Raw genomic sequence first — 14,469 nt, forward strand, 5'->3', positions numbered from 1 at the left:
GCCCACGCGGTCCGGGGGCCGCGTGGGCGCAACGGTCAGCGGTCGTCGCGCATGTCGTCCAGGTCCTGCTCGTCCAGGTCCCGCATCACGTCCCGCATGGTCGCGTCCTCCCGGCCCCGCTCGTGCGCGATCTCGTCGGGCGTGCGCGGGCGGCCGCCCGTCCTCATCCGCTCCGGGTCCGGCGACCGGCCGCGGATGCGCTCGTCGCGCTCCCTGCCCGGTGTACGGCCCGCGTCCTGCATGCCTTCGTCCCTTGTGCTGCCGCCCATCATGACCGTTCACACTCCTTCCGTGCGTGCCGGTCCTGCCCTTGCGGCTACCCCTCCGGAGCCGCCCAAACGCGCAGGTCGCCGCCGCCGCGGCGGCGGCCGTTTCCGGCGCTGCCCTGCGGGCAGGCGCCCGGGGGCGACGGGGGACCAGGCGCGCCGAGGCGGTGATCAGCATGGCCAGACCGGTGTGGACCGGCGTACTGAGCTTCGGGCTGGTGAGCATCCCCATCGGCATCTACACCGCGACCGACAGCCACACCATCCACTTCCACCAGCTGCAGCGCGGCACCTCCGACCGGATCCGCAACCGGCGCGTCAACGAGCGCACCGGCGAGGAGGTGGCCCTCGACGACATCGTCAAGGCCTATGACACCGGCGAGGAGTACGTCCTGGTCGAACCTGCCGAGCTGGACGACATCGCACCGGGCCGCTCGAAGTCCCTGGAGATCAGCGGCTTCGTGGACCTCGCCGAGATCGCCCCGATCTTCTTCGACCGCACCTACTACGTCGGTCCCAAGGGCAAGGAGTACACCAAGGTCTACGCCCTGCTGGAGAGGGCCCTCGCGAAGGCGGAACGGGCCGGCGTCGCCACCTTCGTCATGCGCGGCCGCGAGTACCTCGTCGCCCTCAAGGCGGAGGACGGCATCCTGACCCTCCACACCCTGCACTGGGCCGACGAGATCCGGAACCCGCGCGAGGAGATACCCGACCTGCCGGCCGCGTCGGGCACGAGGGCCGGGGCGAAGGAGATGAAGATGGCCGAGCAGCTGATCACGGCGCTCGGCATGCGCTGGGAGCCCGAGGACTTCCACGACACCTACCAGGACAAGGTGTCCGCCCTGATCAAGGCCAAGGGGGCGGGGGAGACCGTGGAGAAGGCCGAGCCCGCGGCGGAGGCCACGAACGTCGTCGACCTCACGGAGGCCCTGCGGGCGAGCGTCGAACGGGCCCGCGGGGGCGGCCGGCGCAAGGCAGGCCCGACGTCCGGCGAGGCGCGGGACTCCCTGGACTCGCAGGACTCCCGGGACTCGCAGGACTCCCTGGACTCGCTGACCAAGGCCCAGCTGTACGAGCGGGCGACGGCCGCCGGCATCCCCGGCCGCTCCACCATGACCCGCGCCGAACTGGCCGAGGCCCTGGCCTCTCCGTCCCGGGCGGCGTGAACTACGCGTCTTCGCGGCCGTCCGGCCGGTGGCGGCGGACGACGTGCTCCCGCCGCACCCGGTCCGCATTGGCACGCAGTGCCCGTTCGTCGTCGAGCGGCGGTTGCCCCGGCCCGCTCCCGGTCCGGGAGGTGACTCCCGGGAGCCTGCCGTGGTCGTCGGCCGTACCGCCCTCGTGCTGGAGCGGCGGCCGGTGCTGCGGGGAGTCGGCCGGGTCCGGCGGATCCGGCGGGTCGGGCGGCTCGTCAGGCCCGCCCGCGGGCATGGCCGCGCGCACCGCCCGCTCGGCCCGCTCCGGATCGGGCACGGACACCGCCACCCGGCGGTAGGGCGCCCCGTCGTCCAGCTCCAGGCAGAGCACGGTGCTCTTGGCCTTCACCGCGACGAAGTCCTCGCCGTCGGGCCTGCTGCGAATCCCCGAACACCGTCCCGGGGACCACGTGCCGTGACCGGCCCGGCCGCGCAGCACGCGCCACCAGCTCTTCTCCACGCGTACCTCCCGCAGCGCCGACACGGGTACGCGTACCTGCCGCCGCCGCGCGGCCAGGCCCTCGCGCAGCCCCAGCCGCACGACGACCTCGGCCCCCTCCACGCTCACGTGTGCCATGGCAGCTCACCGCCTTCCTACGGTGCGGCTCCCCCGGAACGCCGGCCGCATGCCTGCCCGCCGTGAGCCGGCAGGTTTCGGCGCGGCGGCAGCGGTTAGGCGCCGGGACATGGTGCGCATCGGATACACGATGATGACCGAGCAGGCGGGCCCCCGGGACCTGGTGGACCACGTGGTCGGGGCCGAGCGTGCGGGGTTCGACTTCTCTGTCGTCTCGGACCACTACTTCCCCTGGCTGGACTCCCAGGGCCACGCCCCCTACGCGTGGAGCGTGCTGGGCGCCGCCGCGCAGGCCACCACCCGGATCCCGCTGATGACGTACGTGACGTGCCCGACGTTCCGCTACCACCCCGCGGTGGTCGCGCAGAAGGCCGCCACGGTGCAGCTCCTGTCGCAGGGGCGGTTCCGGCTCGGGCTCGGCTCCGGCGAGAACCTGAACGAGCACGTCGTCGGCCCGGGCTGGCCGGCCGCCCACGTACGCCTGGAACGGCTCGAAGAGGCGGTGGGCATCGTCCGCTCCCTCCTGGCCGGCGACCGCGTCAACCACCACGGCACCCACTTCGACGTCGAGGACGCCAGACTGTGGGACCTGCCCGACGTGCCGCCGCCGATCGGCATCGCGGCGTCGGGCCCCGCCTCCTGCGCACTGGCCGGCCGCCTCGGCGACGCCCTCGTCGCGGTCGCGCCGGAAGCCGACCTGGTGACCGCGTTCGGCGAACACGGCGGCTCCGGGAAGCCGTGCATCGGACAACTGCCCATCAGCTACGACCCCGACCGGGAGACGGCAGTACGCAGGGCGCACGAACAGTTCCGCTGGGCACTGGGCGGCTGGCACGTCAACGCCGAGCTCCCGAATACGGCCGCGTTCGCCGAGGCGACCCGGCACGTCCGGCCGGAGGACGTCGCGGAAACCGTGCCGTGCGGCGACGACGTGGCGGCCGTCACCGAAGCGGTCCGCGGCTACGCGGACGCCGGCTTCACCGAGGTCGCCCTGATCCAGATAGGCGGCGACCAACAGCGGCCCTTCCTCACCTGGGCCCAGTCGACCCTGCTCCCCGCCCTCCGCAAGCTCTGACACCGCCCGGTGCGGCTCTCGGTCAACACCCGTCGCCGAGGTTGATCCCCGACGCGGCGGCCGAGGGGACGACGTACAGCTGGATCAGCTCCATCGTCGGAATCGCCAGGACGCTGAACCACACGGTGGTGCCGGCGAGCAGGCCCGGCCAGGTCTCCCCGAGCCGGAGGCCGTACCGGGCGCGCAGCCGCCGCGCGAGCAGCCACTGGTCCACGCGGGAGGCGTACAGGTCGTGGTAGGTGACCACGGGTCAGTTCCTCCCGAAGTCGGCGAGGCCGCTCTGGAGCCGGTTCAAGGCGTCCCTCGGGCGTCCGTGGTGTCGTACGCGTTCGTCGTGGTGTGCAGGTTGTCGGCCATGGTGTTCATCTGCTTCCCCAGGTCGACCATGTGGTCCTCCCAGGCGGTCGCGCACCGCTTCAGCGCTGCCGCGGAGGCCCAGCCATGGTGGCCGTCGGCTGCCGCGTCACTCGAATCGAGGGACCGGCGAAGGTTCTCCAGCGCCGCGCCGGCGGCCGAGCGGGCACCACCCGCACCTTGTCGTACGTCTTGATGTCTATGTCCATGCAATCCCCCACAAATGACCGCGGACAGCCCAGCGTTGATCTTGACCGAAGGCCGGCTTACAGCCAGTCGCGCTTCTTGAAGATCACATAGAGGCTGGTGCAGACCACCGCCATGAGGAGGATCGCGAAGGGGTAGCCGGCGGCCCACTTCAGTTCCGGCATGGTTTCGAAGTTCATGCCGTAGATCGTGCCGACCAGGGTGGGGGCGAAGAGGATGGCGGCCCAGGAGGAGATCTTCTTGATCTCCTCGTTCTGCTCGAAGCCGGCTTCGGCCAGGGCGCGCATTTCCGCGTTCTGTTGCTGGGAGACCAGGGTGGCGTTCACCGTGAGGATTTCGGTCAGGGCCTGGCGGAAGCCGTCGACGCGTTCGCTCGTGTGCGTGACGTGGTCCGCCACGTCACGGAGGTAGCGCTGGAGTTCCTCGTCCGTGCCGTACTTCGCGAAGCCCGCCATCAGGCCGTGGAGCATGCCGACCAGGGGGCGGGTCGCGCGTTGGAACTCGACCATCTCGCGGGAGAGTTCGTAGATGCGGCGGGAGACCGCCGGGTCGCCGCGGAAGACCTCCGTCTCGATCTCGTCGATGTCCGTCTGGACGCCTTCCACGACCGGGGCGTAGCCGTCGACCACCGCGTCGAGGATGGCGTACAGGGCGGCCTCCGGGCCCAGGGAGAGCAGTCCCGGGTTCGCCTCCATGCGGCGGCGTACCGCCGAGAGGTCCGGGGCGCTGCCGTGGCGGACCGTGATGAGGAAGTCGGGGCCGACGAAGACGTGGAGCTCGGCGAACTCGACCTCCTCCTGGGCGTCCAGGTAGCGGGCGGCGCGCAGGACGACGAAGAGGGTGTCGCCGTAGCGCTCCAGCTTGGGGCGCTGGTGGGCTTCGAGGGCGTCCTCGACGGCGAGTTCGTGGAGGTTGAACTCGGTCGCGAGAGAGTGCAGTTCGGGCTCCGTCGGCCGGTGCAGGCCGATCCAGGCCATCCCGTCGGGCTCCTCGCGCAGCTGCCGGAAGGTCTCGGCCAGGGTGGCCGGGGAGGCGACCCGGCGGCCGTCGCGGTAGACGGCCGAGTCGATCACGCTGCGGTGGTCCGGGGGGTTGGGGGCGGCCGGAGCCGGCCGCGGTGCGGACGGCGGTAGGGAGGGCGGCGCCGCGGCCGGGGAGGCGGGGCGCCGCCATCCCGAGCGCTTCGCGCCGGACGGCGGCGAGGGGCGGCGGTGAGGGTGCTCCGGCATCGCAGGTCAGCTCCCGGTCGAACGTGTGTTTACGGGCAAGGGGCAGGATATAGGGGGAAAAGGCGACGGGTGCGGGCGCGGTCGAGTTCCCGCCGACCTTCGGTGTGGAGTTGCGGACAGAGGGTGTCCGCAAGGAGGGCTAGCTTGCTGTCATGGCCTCCAGGACGACACATCCCGTACTCGACACCCGCGCACTGAACCGTGCCACGCTCGCCCGCCAGCTGCTGCTGAGCCGCGCCGAGATGTCCGCGGGGGACGCCGTCGCCCATCTCCTCGGGCTGCAGGCGCAGAACGTCAAGCCCCCGTACTTCCAGCTGCACGCCCGCCTCGCCGGCTTCGAGCCCGCCGAACTGGCCGGGCTCATGGAGTCCCGCGAGGTCGTACGGATGGTCACCATGCGGTCGACGATCCACACGCACACCGCGCACGACGCCCTCACCCTGCGTCCCCTCGTCCAGCCCGCCCGGGACCGCGAGGTCAACTATTTCCGCAAGGGTCTCGCCGGCGTGGACCTCGACCGGCTGGCGCAGCGGGCCCGCGCCTTCGTCGAGGGCGAGCCGCGCACCATGGCCGAGATCCGCGAGGACCTGCTCCAGCAGTGGCCCGACGCCGACCCGCAGTCCCTTTCCGTCGCGGCGCGCTGCCTGTTGCCGCTGGTCCAGGTCACGCCGCGCGGGGTGTGGGGACGCAGTGGGCAGGTACGTCTCACCACCGTCGAGAACTGGCTCGGGGAGCCCGTCGGGGCGGCGCAGCCCGTGGACGACGTGGTGCTGCGCTACCTCGCCGCGTTCGGACCCGCCTCCGTCAAGGACATGCAGACCTGGGCCGGGGTGACCCGGCTGCGCGAGGCCTTCGAACGGCTGCGGCCGGGGCTCGCCGTCTTTCGCGACGAGAACGGCGTGGAGCTCTTCGACCTGCCCGACGCGCCCCGTCCCGATGCCGGCACCCCCGCGCCGCCCCGCTTCCTCCCGGAGTTCGACAACCTCCTGCTGTCGCACGCCGACCGCACCCGCGTGGTCCCGCCCGAGGTCAAGGGGCGCAGCTGGACGGGGAACCAGGCCCACTGCACCCTGCTCGTCGACGGGTTCCTGGCCGGGCTGTGGAGGCTGGAGGGCGGGGTGCTCACCGTGGAGCTGTTCGGCAGCGTGCCGAAGGCGGCGCGGGAGGAGATCGTCGCCGAGGGGGAGAAGCTGATCGCCGACATGGGCGGGCTGCCCGCCGAGACTGCCGAGTCCGCCGAGTCCGCCGAGTCCGCCGTACGGTTCGCGCCGATCCGCCGCTGAGCCGCGCCGGGCCGCCGACCCGCGGGCAAGCCCCGCAGCCCGGCCCCGCAAACGGTCAACTCGCGGCTGACGTCACCCTGGTGGTCCGTACACCGAACGCGGCACGATACCTGCCATGACGACCGAAAGCCCCCGCAGCAGCGCCCCCGGCGACGCCGCCGACCCCACCGCCCAGTTCCTCGCCGCGCGCGACTTCCTGCTGGAGCGGCGCGGTGACTACGAAGCCGCCCGCACCGGATTCACCTGGCCCCGCCCCCACCGCTTCAACTGGGCCCTCGACTGGTTCGACCACATCGCCGCCGGCAACGACGCCGACGCCCTGCGCATCGTCGAGGAGGACGGCACCAGCGAGGCCCTCTCCTTCGCACAGCTCGCCGTACGGTCCGACGCGACCGCCACCTGGCTGCGCGGCCAGGGCGTCGCGCCCGGCGACCGGATCCTCGTCATGCTCGGCAACCAGCGCGAACTGTGGGAGGTGATGCTCGGCGCGATGAAACTGCGCGCCGTCGTCATCCCCGCCACCCCCCTCCTCGGCCCGGCCGACCTGCGCGACCGCGTCGAGCGCGGCCACGTGCGCCACGTCGTCGCGCGGATCGAGGACACGGCCAAGTTCGACGAGGTGCCGGGCGACTACACCCGGATCGCCGCCGGGGACCAGGTCGACCAGGTCCCCTCCGGCTGGCTGCGGCTCGCCGACGCCCCGGACGCCGTCGGCGGCTTCACCCCCGACGGGGAGACCCTCGCCACCGACCCCCTGATGCTCTACTTCACCTCCGGCACCACCGACCGCCCCAAGCTCGTCGAGCACACCCACGCCTCGTATCCCATCGGGCACCTCTCCACCATGTACTGGCTCGGACTGCGCCCCGGCGACGTGCACCTCAACATCGCCTCGCCCGGCTGGGCCAAGCACGCCTGGTCCAACCTCTTCGCTCCCTGGAATGCCGGCGCGACCGTCTTCGTCCACAACTACGCCCGCTTCGACGCCGAGCGGCTGATGGCCGAGATGGACCGGCACGGCGTGACCACCTTCTGCGCCCCGCCCACCGTGTGGCGGATGCTCATCCAGTCCGATCTCACCCGGCTGGCCAGGCCCCCGCGGGAGGCCGTCGCCGCCGGCGAGCCGCTCAATCCCGAGGTCATCGAGAAGGTCCGAGAGGCCTGGGGCGTCACCGTCCGCGACGGTTTCGGCCAGACCGAGACCACTCTCCAGGTCGGCAACTTCCCCGGTGTCCCCGTCAAGCCGGGCTCCATGGGCCGGCCGGCGCCCGGCTACGAGATCGTCCTGCTGGACCCGGTCACCGGCAAGGAGTCCGCCGACGAGGGCGAACTGTGCGTGGACCTGCGCGTCCGGCCGGCCGGGGTGATGACCGGCTACCGGGACGACCCGGGGCGCACCGCCGAGGCCATGGCGGAGGGGCTCTACCGGACCGGCGACATCGCCGCCCGGGACGCCGACGGGTACCTCACCTACGTCGGGCGCTCCGACGACGTCTTCAAGGCCTCCGACTACAAGATCAGTCCGTTCGAGCTGGAGAGCGCCCTGCTGGAGCACGACGCGGTCGCCGAGGCCGCCGTCGTCCCCGCCCCGGACGAGCTGCGGCTGGCGGTACCGAAGGCGTACGTCACCCTCGCGGCCGGATGGGATCCCGGGCCGGAGACCGCCCGGGTGCTGTTCGAGCACGCCCGCGCCGTGCTGTCCCCGTACAAGAGGATCCGGTGCATCGAGTTCGCCGAGCTGCCGAAGACAGTGTCCGGCAAGATCCGGCGGGTGGAGCTACGGGAGCTCACGGCGGCGGGCTCCGCCGCCGAATACCGGGAGGCCGACCTGGGCTGAGGCGGCCGGCCGGCGGGGCCGGCCTGCGCGGCGCCCGTACGCGCGCTCCCGCACCCGCCCCGGGCCGCCCGCCCCCGCGCCCGCCCCGCGCCCGCCCGGCTCCTTACGCGTCTTGCGCGGGCAGGTGCGCCTCGATCGCGGCGATGACCTCCGGCGCCTCCGGCTCGGTGCGCGGACGGAAGCGTGCCACGACCTCACCGGCGGGGGAGATCAGGAACTTCTCGAAGTTCCACTGGATGTCCCCCGCCTCGCCCTCCGCGTCGGGGGTCTTCACCAGCTCCTGGTACAGGGCGTGCCGGTTTTCGCCGTTGACCTCGGACTTCTCCAGCATCGGGAAGGTGACGCCGAAGCCCGCCGCGCAGAAGGTCTGGATGTCGTCGGCGTTGCCGGGCTCCTGACCGCCGAACTGGTTGCAGGGCACGCCGATGACCGTGAAGCCCTTCTCCTCGTACTTGAACTGCAGGCGGGCCAGTCCCGAGTACTGCGGGGTGAGCCCGCACTGCGACGCGGTGTTCACCAGGAGGATCGCCTTGCCCTTGTGCACCGCCAGGCTGGTGGGCTCGTCGGACAGGGTGGTCAGCGGGATGTCGTACAGGCTCACGGGACTCTCCTCGGCAGGCAGCGGGTAGTGCCACGAGCCTAAAGGGTGGTCAGGGGGTGCCCCGCCGGTCAGGCCCCCGATCCGACCAGTTCGTCCGCCGGGTCGTTGACCGGCTGCGGCATGCCGGTGAGGTCCATGACGAACAGCGGTATCCCGAGATCGTCCGCGCGGTTGCGGGCGTCCGCCGTGTACCCGGCGAGGGAGAAGTAGACGCTGGTCGCGGAAGCGGTGAGTCCGTTGAGCCAGACGCACTCCACCGCCCGCAGCCCGGCCGGCGCGGTGGTCGGGTCCACCTGCGCCACCAGCCCCGGAGCCCGCAGGTCCACCGCCGCCGACGGGATCGGCCGGCCGTCGGGCTGGCGTACGTCCTGGAAGCCGAGCCAGCGCAGGTACAGCGCGGCGGTGGCCACCGCGTCCCGGGCCGTACGGATGGTCACCGGCCGGAACGCGGGCCGGGGCACCGCCGCGGTCGGCGGCAGCGGTACGTGCGCCGGGTTCACCTCGGGCCGCGCCGCCGCCGGGCCGCGGCCGCTCCCGGGCCTGCCCGTGCGCCCGTCGCCCCGGAGATCGTCCGGGGCGTCGTCCGCCGCAGTCTCTGCCCGTGCGTCGGACGGGGCATCGGCCCGGACGTCCGCCGGGGCATCGCCGCGCGGGTCCGCCGGATCCGCCGCGGCACCGGGCCCGGCGCCCGGCCCCGTACCGGCCTGCGGTGCCTGCGAGCGCTCCGGCGGATGCACCGGGAGCCGCACCACCGTGCCGCACGATCCGCACCCCAGCTCGGGGTGCGGCCACTCGCTCTCCCGCCCGCACGTCGTGCACCGCACCGCCACCCAGCTGTCCGACCAGGTGCGGTGGGTCAGCGGCACCGGTGGCGCCGACAGGTCCAGCGGGGGATTGACCGGGCTCCCGCAGGCGCAGGGGAAGACCGGCGCGGTGTAGCCGTTCTCGCGCAGGCATGCCGGGCAGCGCACCGGTACCGCTTCCGCCATGACCCCTGACCCCCTCCGTCGCCCTGCGTAGGTCCATGCTCCACCACCGGCGACCGCCGGGGCGAGGGTGCGCGCCATTTCGGCCCCGTTCCCGCCGGGCGGATCGGGGATTTGTGCAAGTCGCCGAGCGAGATGCCGCTTTTGGTGGCTTCCGGGGTCCGCAACCGCCTTGACGCCGAAGAAGACGCCGCTTAGCTTGTTCCGTATAGCAGAACAAAACTTCCGGATTACGGAAAAGCCTGACCGCCAGACCCGCAGGAGAACCTGATGCCTCGTATGACAGCCGCCGCTGCTGCAGTTGAGATCCTCAAGCTCGAGGGTGTCGAACAAGCGTTCGGTGTTCCCGGTGCTGCGATCAACCCCTTCTACCGCGAGCTCAAGAACGTGGGCGGCATCAACCACACGCTCGCCCGCCACGTCGAGGGCGCCTCGCACATGGCCGAGGGGTACACGCGCGCCAAGGCGGGCAACATCGGCGTCTGCATCGGTACCTCGGGCCCGGCCGGCACCGACATGATCACCGGCCTGTACTCCGCCATCGCGGACTCCATCCCGATCCTGTGCATCACCGGTCAGGCTCCGGTCTCGAAGCTCCACAAGGAGGACTTCCAGGCTGTCGACATCGCCTCGATCGCCAAGCCGGTCACCAAGGCCGCCACTACGGTCCTGGAGGCGGCGCAGGTTCCCGGCGTCTTCCAGCAGGCGTTCCACCTCATGCGCTCCGGCCGCCCCGGCCCGGTCCTCATCGACCTGCCGATCGACGTCCAGCTGACCGAGATCGAGTTCGACCCGGCGACCTACCAGCCGCTGCCGGTCTACAAGCCGCAGGCCAGCCGCGCCCAGGCCGAGAAGGCCCTGAGCTTCCTGCTGGAGTCCGAGCGCCCGCTGATCGTCGCCGGCGGCGGCATCATCAACGCCGACGCCTCAGACCTGCTCGTCGAGTTCGCCGAGCTGACCAACATCCCGGTCATCTCTACCCTCATGGGCTGGGGCGTCATCCCGGACGACCACGAGCTGGCGGCCGGCATGGTCGGCGTCCAGACCTCGCACCGCTACGGCAACGCGACCTTCCTGGAGTCGGACGTCGTCCTCGGCATCGGCAACCGCTGGGCCAACCGTCACACCGGTTACAACCTGGACGCGTACCTGGGCGACCGCAAGTTCGTCCACGTCGACATCGAGCCCACCCAGATCGGCAAGATCTTCGCCCCGGACTTCGGCATCGCCTCCGACGCCAAGGCCGCGCTGGAGCTCTTCATCGAGGTCGCCAAGGAGCTCAAGGCCGAGGGCAAGCTGCCGGACTTCTCCGCCTGGGCCGCCTCCGCCCAGGAGCGCAAGGCCACCCTGCAGCGCCGCACGCACTTCGACAACATCCCCATGAAGCCGCAGCGCGTCTACGAGGAGATGAACAAGGCGTTCGGCCCCGAGACCCGCTACGTCACCACCATCGGCCTCTCCCAGATCGCCGGCGCGCAGATGCTGCACGTCTACAAGCCGCGCCACTGGATCAACTGCGGCCAGGCCGGTCCGCTCGGCTGGACCATCCCGGCCGCCATCGGTGCCGCCACCGCGGACCCGGAGACCCCGATCGTCGCGCTCTCGGGCGACTACGACTTCCAGTTCATGATCGAGGAGCTGGCGGTCGCCGCCCAGCACAAGGTCCCCTACGTCCACGTCCTCGTGAACAACGCCTACCTTGGCCTGATCCGTCAGGCGCAGGGCGGCCTCGGCATCAACTTCGAGGTCAACCTCGAATTCGAGAACATCAACACCCCGGAGATCGGCGTCTACGGCGTCGACCACGTCAAGGTCGCCGAGGGCCTGGGCGTCAAGGCCATCCGCGTCACCGACCCGAACGAGCTGGGCGCCGCCTTCGAGCAGGCCAAGAAGCTGGCCCAGGAGTTCCAGGTCCCGGTCGTCGTCGAGGCCATCCTGGAGCGCGTCACCAACATCTCGATGAGCAAGACCGTCGACATGAGCGACGTCACCGAGTTCGAGGAGCTCGCGACCGAGCCCGGTCACGCCCCCACCGCGATCAAGGCCCTGCAGGTCTGATCCACGGCCCCGGCCGTACGCAGCGACCCCCGTCCCTCCGCGAGGAGGGCGGGGGTCGCTCCGCGTTCCGCCGCCGTACGGGCCCGCCCGCCGCGTCCGTTCGGGGCTCCCTCCCGTGCGTCGGCCGCCACCGGCCGGGGCCGGGGCCGGTGGCGGCGGTCGCGCTGCCCGGCGCGGTACTGCTGGAGCCGATCACGGCGTCGCCGTCTGCCGGCCCTCATTCATGGGACAACGACCGTGGTCCATCTGGCCGTGCGCCTCCGGCCGGGCCGCCGGGAGAGAGCCTTCGACCTCGGCGGCCTCGAACTGCCGGCCGCGGCGCGGTCTGCGCGCAGCCCCGGACGCTGCTGGCGCTGTTCGTCCCGGGAGGGCTGTTCTTCCTCGGCATCCTGCTGTTCGACCGCGAGGCCCTGGACACCGAACCCGGCTCCGAACCGACAGATGGGGGCCCGCCCGCGACGAGGTGCTCGCCGTGCGCCGCGAGCCGGCCGACCAGGTCGCCAGCGCCCCCCGAGCCGGCCGACCAGGTCGCCAGCGCCCCCCCGAGCGCCGGTCTGCCCGCTTTCCGCGAGGACGTGCCCGACGCCCGGACCGCGGCGGTGGCCGTTTCCGTGCGTCGGCGGCCCGATCCCGGCATGGTCTGCACATGCAGGGTGCGCTGATCGCGCGCTTCCCTCCAGGTGTTCGGGCGGGAGTCCGACCAGCCGCCCGCACTGCGGCCCACCTCCGTTCCACCGGCACGCTGACCGCCTGGTACGACAAAGCGCCGAGTCACGGGACCGTCCGTGACTCGGCGCTCTGGTTGTTACCGCCCGACGGTGCGAGGCTGGCGCGACAGGACGTTCGCACCGCCGGGCGGAGTGTGTGGGGAGGAGTCTCCTCTTCTCGCAGGGGACTCTGTGCGTGGCCCCTGTGAGAAGAGGAGTGGCTGGGGACCGTGGCGGGCGGGCGACGAGAACTCCGGCATCGTCTCCCTCAGGTCAAGAGACGGGCCTCGGAACCCATTACCACCGCACTGGCTCGCACGCTCGCCACGGTCCTCACGCGGCGCCAGCCGCATGGACTGGCGCAGTCTGCCCTCGCCGCGTACCACCCCTCATCCGGGTCCACGGGTCGGGCTCAGCACCCGGGGCCTGACCTCCCGTCAGGCCCCCGGTACATCGGTGCGGCTCAGGCGTCGCGCAGGGCGCGGACGGCCTCCTCGACGCGACGGCCGTAGTCGGCGTCGGCGGCGTGGAAGTGAGCCAGGTTCTTCTCGATGACGTCCTCGAGGGTGACCTGAGACAGGCCGCCGGCGATGTTCGCCACCAGACGCTGCTTCTCGGCCTCCGACATCAGACGGTAGAGCTCACCGGCCTGGAAGAAGTCGTCGTCCTTGGTGTGGGCCGGGGCCTCGTGGGTGCCCGTGTAGCCGGAGACGGCCTTCGGGGCGCCCAGCGCCAGACCGGTCTCGGCCGGGCCCTGGTACGAGTTGGGCTCGTAGTTCTTGTCGTGGCGCGAGCCGTTGCGCAGCGCCATGACGCCGTCGCGGCCGTAGTTGTCCGCCTTCGTCGCCTTCGGGGCGTTGACCGGCAGCTGGGTGTGGTTCACACCGAGGCGGTAGCGCTGCGCGTCGGCGTAGGCGAACAGGCGTCCCTGGAGCATCTTGTCCGGCGAGGCGGTGATGCCCGGGACGAAGTTGTTCGGGGAGAACGCGGACTGCTCGACCTCGGCGAAGACGTTGTCCGGGTTGCGGTCGAGGACCAGGCGGCCCACGCGCTGCAGCGGGTAGTCGGCGTGCGGCCACACCTTGGTGAGGTCGAACGGGTTGAAGCGGTAGTCCGCGGCCTCGGCGGCCGGCATGATCTGGACGTAGAGGGTCCAGCTCGGGTTCACACCGCGCTCGATCGCCTGGAGCAGGTCGGTCTGGTGCGAGTTGGCGTCCTTGCCGACGAGCTCGGCGGCCTGCTCGCTCGACAGGCAGCGGATGCCCTGGTTCGTCTTGAAGTGGTACTTGACGAAGAAGGCCTCGCCCTGCTCGTTCGTCCACTGGTAGGTGTGCGAGCCGTAGCCGTTCATGTGGCGGTACGACGCCGGGATGCCGCGGTCACCCATCAGCCAGGTGATCTGGTGCGTGGCCTCAGGGGCGTGCGCCCAGAAGTCCCAGACGTTGTCCGGCTCCTGCTTGCCCGTGAAGGTGTCGCGCTTCTGGGAGTGGATGAAGTCGGGGAACTTGATCGGGTCCTTGATGAAGAACACCGGGGTGTTGTTGCCGACGAGGTCGTAGTTGCCCTCTTCGGTGTAGAACTTCAGCGCGAAGCCGCGGGGGTCGCGCACCGCGTCCGCGCCGCCGAGGGAGTCGGCGACGGTGGAGAACCGCAGGAAGGTCTCGGTCTTCTTGCCGACCGTGTTCAGGAAGGCGGCGCTGGTGTACGCGGTGACGTCGTCGGTCACCTCGAAGTAGCCGTAGGCGGCCGAGCCGCGGGCGTGCACCACGCGCTCCGGGATGCGCTCGCGGTTGAAGCGGGCGAGCTTCTCCAGGAGCTGCTGGTCCTGGATCAGGAGCGGGCCACCGACGCCGGCGGTGGCGGAGTTCTGGTTGTCGGCGACCGGGGCGCCGGACTCGGTCGTCAGCGTGCGCTTCGACATGGTGACCTTCCGTACGGGTAACTGCTGACGGAAAGCGTCTTCCGTCATGCGGAACAGCCTAAATTCGGCGAGAACTAAACGTCAACAGTTTGTTGAACGAAGTTGTGAGGAGAGATGACCCGGACGGTGCCGGCGCTTGGGCGCGACAGGACAGGTGTCAGCACCGGCACCG

Annotated in this window: 12 protein-coding genes; 5 read left to right on the top strand and 7 right to left on the bottom strand. The window is 71.5% G+C overall.

Annotation, left to right across the window (positions count from 1 at the left end; translation table 11 throughout):
- Positions 1–35: 35 nt before the first annotated feature.
- Positions 36–272: a hypothetical protein gene (locus tag AB0F82_RS20650; protein WP_362629713.1), complete on the bottom strand. Its 237-nt coding sequence runs from the start codon at positions 270–272 to the stop codon at positions 36–38.
- 170 nt (positions 273–442) lie between these two features.
- Here AB0F82_RS20650 and AB0F82_RS20655 point away from each other — a divergent pair, with 170 nt between their 5' ends.
- Complete coding sequence (locus AB0F82_RS20655) at positions 443–1,432, top strand: Ku protein (protein WP_362629716.1); 990 nt, start codon at positions 443–445, stop codon at positions 1,430–1,432.
- Position 1,433: 1 nt separating this feature from the next.
- Here the strand turns inward: AB0F82_RS20655 and AB0F82_RS20660 are convergent, their stop codons facing one another.
- Positions 1,434–2,039 (bottom strand): hypothetical protein, encoded by a 606-nt coding sequence (locus AB0F82_RS20660; protein WP_362629719.1) that lies wholly within the window; start codon positions 2,037–2,039, stop codon positions 1,434–1,436.
- Between the two features lie 109 nt (positions 2,040–2,148).
- Here AB0F82_RS20660 and AB0F82_RS20665 point away from each other — a divergent pair, with 109 nt between their 5' ends.
- Positions 2,149–3,114 carry an LLM class F420-dependent oxidoreductase gene (locus AB0F82_RS20665; protein ID WP_362629722.1) on the top strand — a complete coding sequence of 322 codons (966 nt, stop codon included), beginning with the start codon at positions 2,149–2,151 and terminating at the stop codon, positions 3,112–3,114.
- Between the two features lie 22 nt (positions 3,115–3,136).
- Here the strand turns inward: AB0F82_RS20665 and AB0F82_RS20670 are convergent, their stop codons facing one another.
- Both AB0F82_RS20670 and AB0F82_RS20675 read right to left on the bottom strand, forming a co-directional pair.
- Positions 3,137–3,361: a hypothetical protein gene (locus AB0F82_RS20670; protein WP_362629725.1), complete on the bottom strand. Its 225-nt coding sequence runs from the start codon at positions 3,359–3,361 to the stop codon at positions 3,137–3,139.
- A gap of 373 nt (positions 3,362–3,734) precedes the next feature.
- Entirely contained in the window at positions 3,735–4,904 is a 1,170-nt protein-coding gene (locus tag AB0F82_RS20675; protein WP_362629728.1) for a magnesium and cobalt transport protein CorA, read from the bottom strand.
- Between the two features lie 152 nt (positions 4,905–5,056).
- Between AB0F82_RS20675 and AB0F82_RS20680 the strand changes: the two genes are divergently transcribed.
- Together AB0F82_RS20680 and AB0F82_RS20685 are read left to right on the top strand one after the other, a co-directional pair.
- On the top strand, positions 5,057–6,187 hold the full coding sequence (locus AB0F82_RS20680; RefSeq protein ID WP_362629731.1) for a winged helix DNA-binding domain-containing protein: 1,131 nt from the start codon (positions 5,057–5,059) through the stop codon (positions 6,185–6,187).
- A gap of 115 nt (positions 6,188–6,302) precedes the next feature.
- Complete coding sequence (locus tag AB0F82_RS20685) at positions 6,303–8,024, top strand: AMP-binding protein (RefSeq protein ID WP_356813841.1); 1,722 nt, start codon at positions 6,303–6,305, stop codon at positions 8,022–8,024.
- A 103-nt stretch (positions 8,025–8,127) separates the two neighbouring features.
- Here AB0F82_RS20685 and AB0F82_RS20690 read toward each other — a convergent pair whose 3' ends face one another.
- Positions 8,128–8,625, bottom strand: coding sequence for a glutathione peroxidase (locus AB0F82_RS20690; protein WP_362629735.1), 498 nt, complete (start codon positions 8,623–8,625; stop codon positions 8,128–8,130).
- A 68-nt stretch (positions 8,626–8,693) separates the two neighbouring features.
- Positions 8,694–9,614, bottom strand: a complete 921-nt coding sequence (locus AB0F82_RS20695; RefSeq protein ID WP_362629738.1) for a hypothetical protein — start codon at positions 9,612–9,614, stop codon at positions 8,694–8,696.
- Positions 9,615–9,881: 267 nt separating this feature from the next.
- Between AB0F82_RS20695 and gcl the strand changes: the two genes are divergently transcribed.
- Positions 9,882–11,669, top strand: coding sequence for a glyoxylate carboligase (gcl, locus tag AB0F82_RS20700; RefSeq protein WP_030656709.1), 1,788 nt, complete (start codon positions 9,882–9,884; stop codon positions 11,667–11,669).
- A gap of 1,170 nt (positions 11,670–12,839) precedes the next feature.
- Here the strand turns inward: gcl and AB0F82_RS20705 are convergent.
- Positions 12,840–14,297: a catalase gene (locus tag AB0F82_RS20705; RefSeq protein WP_362630037.1), complete on the bottom strand. Its 1,458-nt coding sequence runs from the start codon at positions 14,295–14,297 to the stop codon at positions 12,840–12,842.
- Between the last annotated feature and the right edge of the window lie 172 nt (positions 14,298–14,469).

Source organism: Streptomyces virginiae (genome assembly GCF_040638905.1).
GTDB lineage: Bacteria > Actinomycetota > Actinomycetes > Streptomycetales > Streptomycetaceae > Streptomyces > Streptomyces virginiae_B.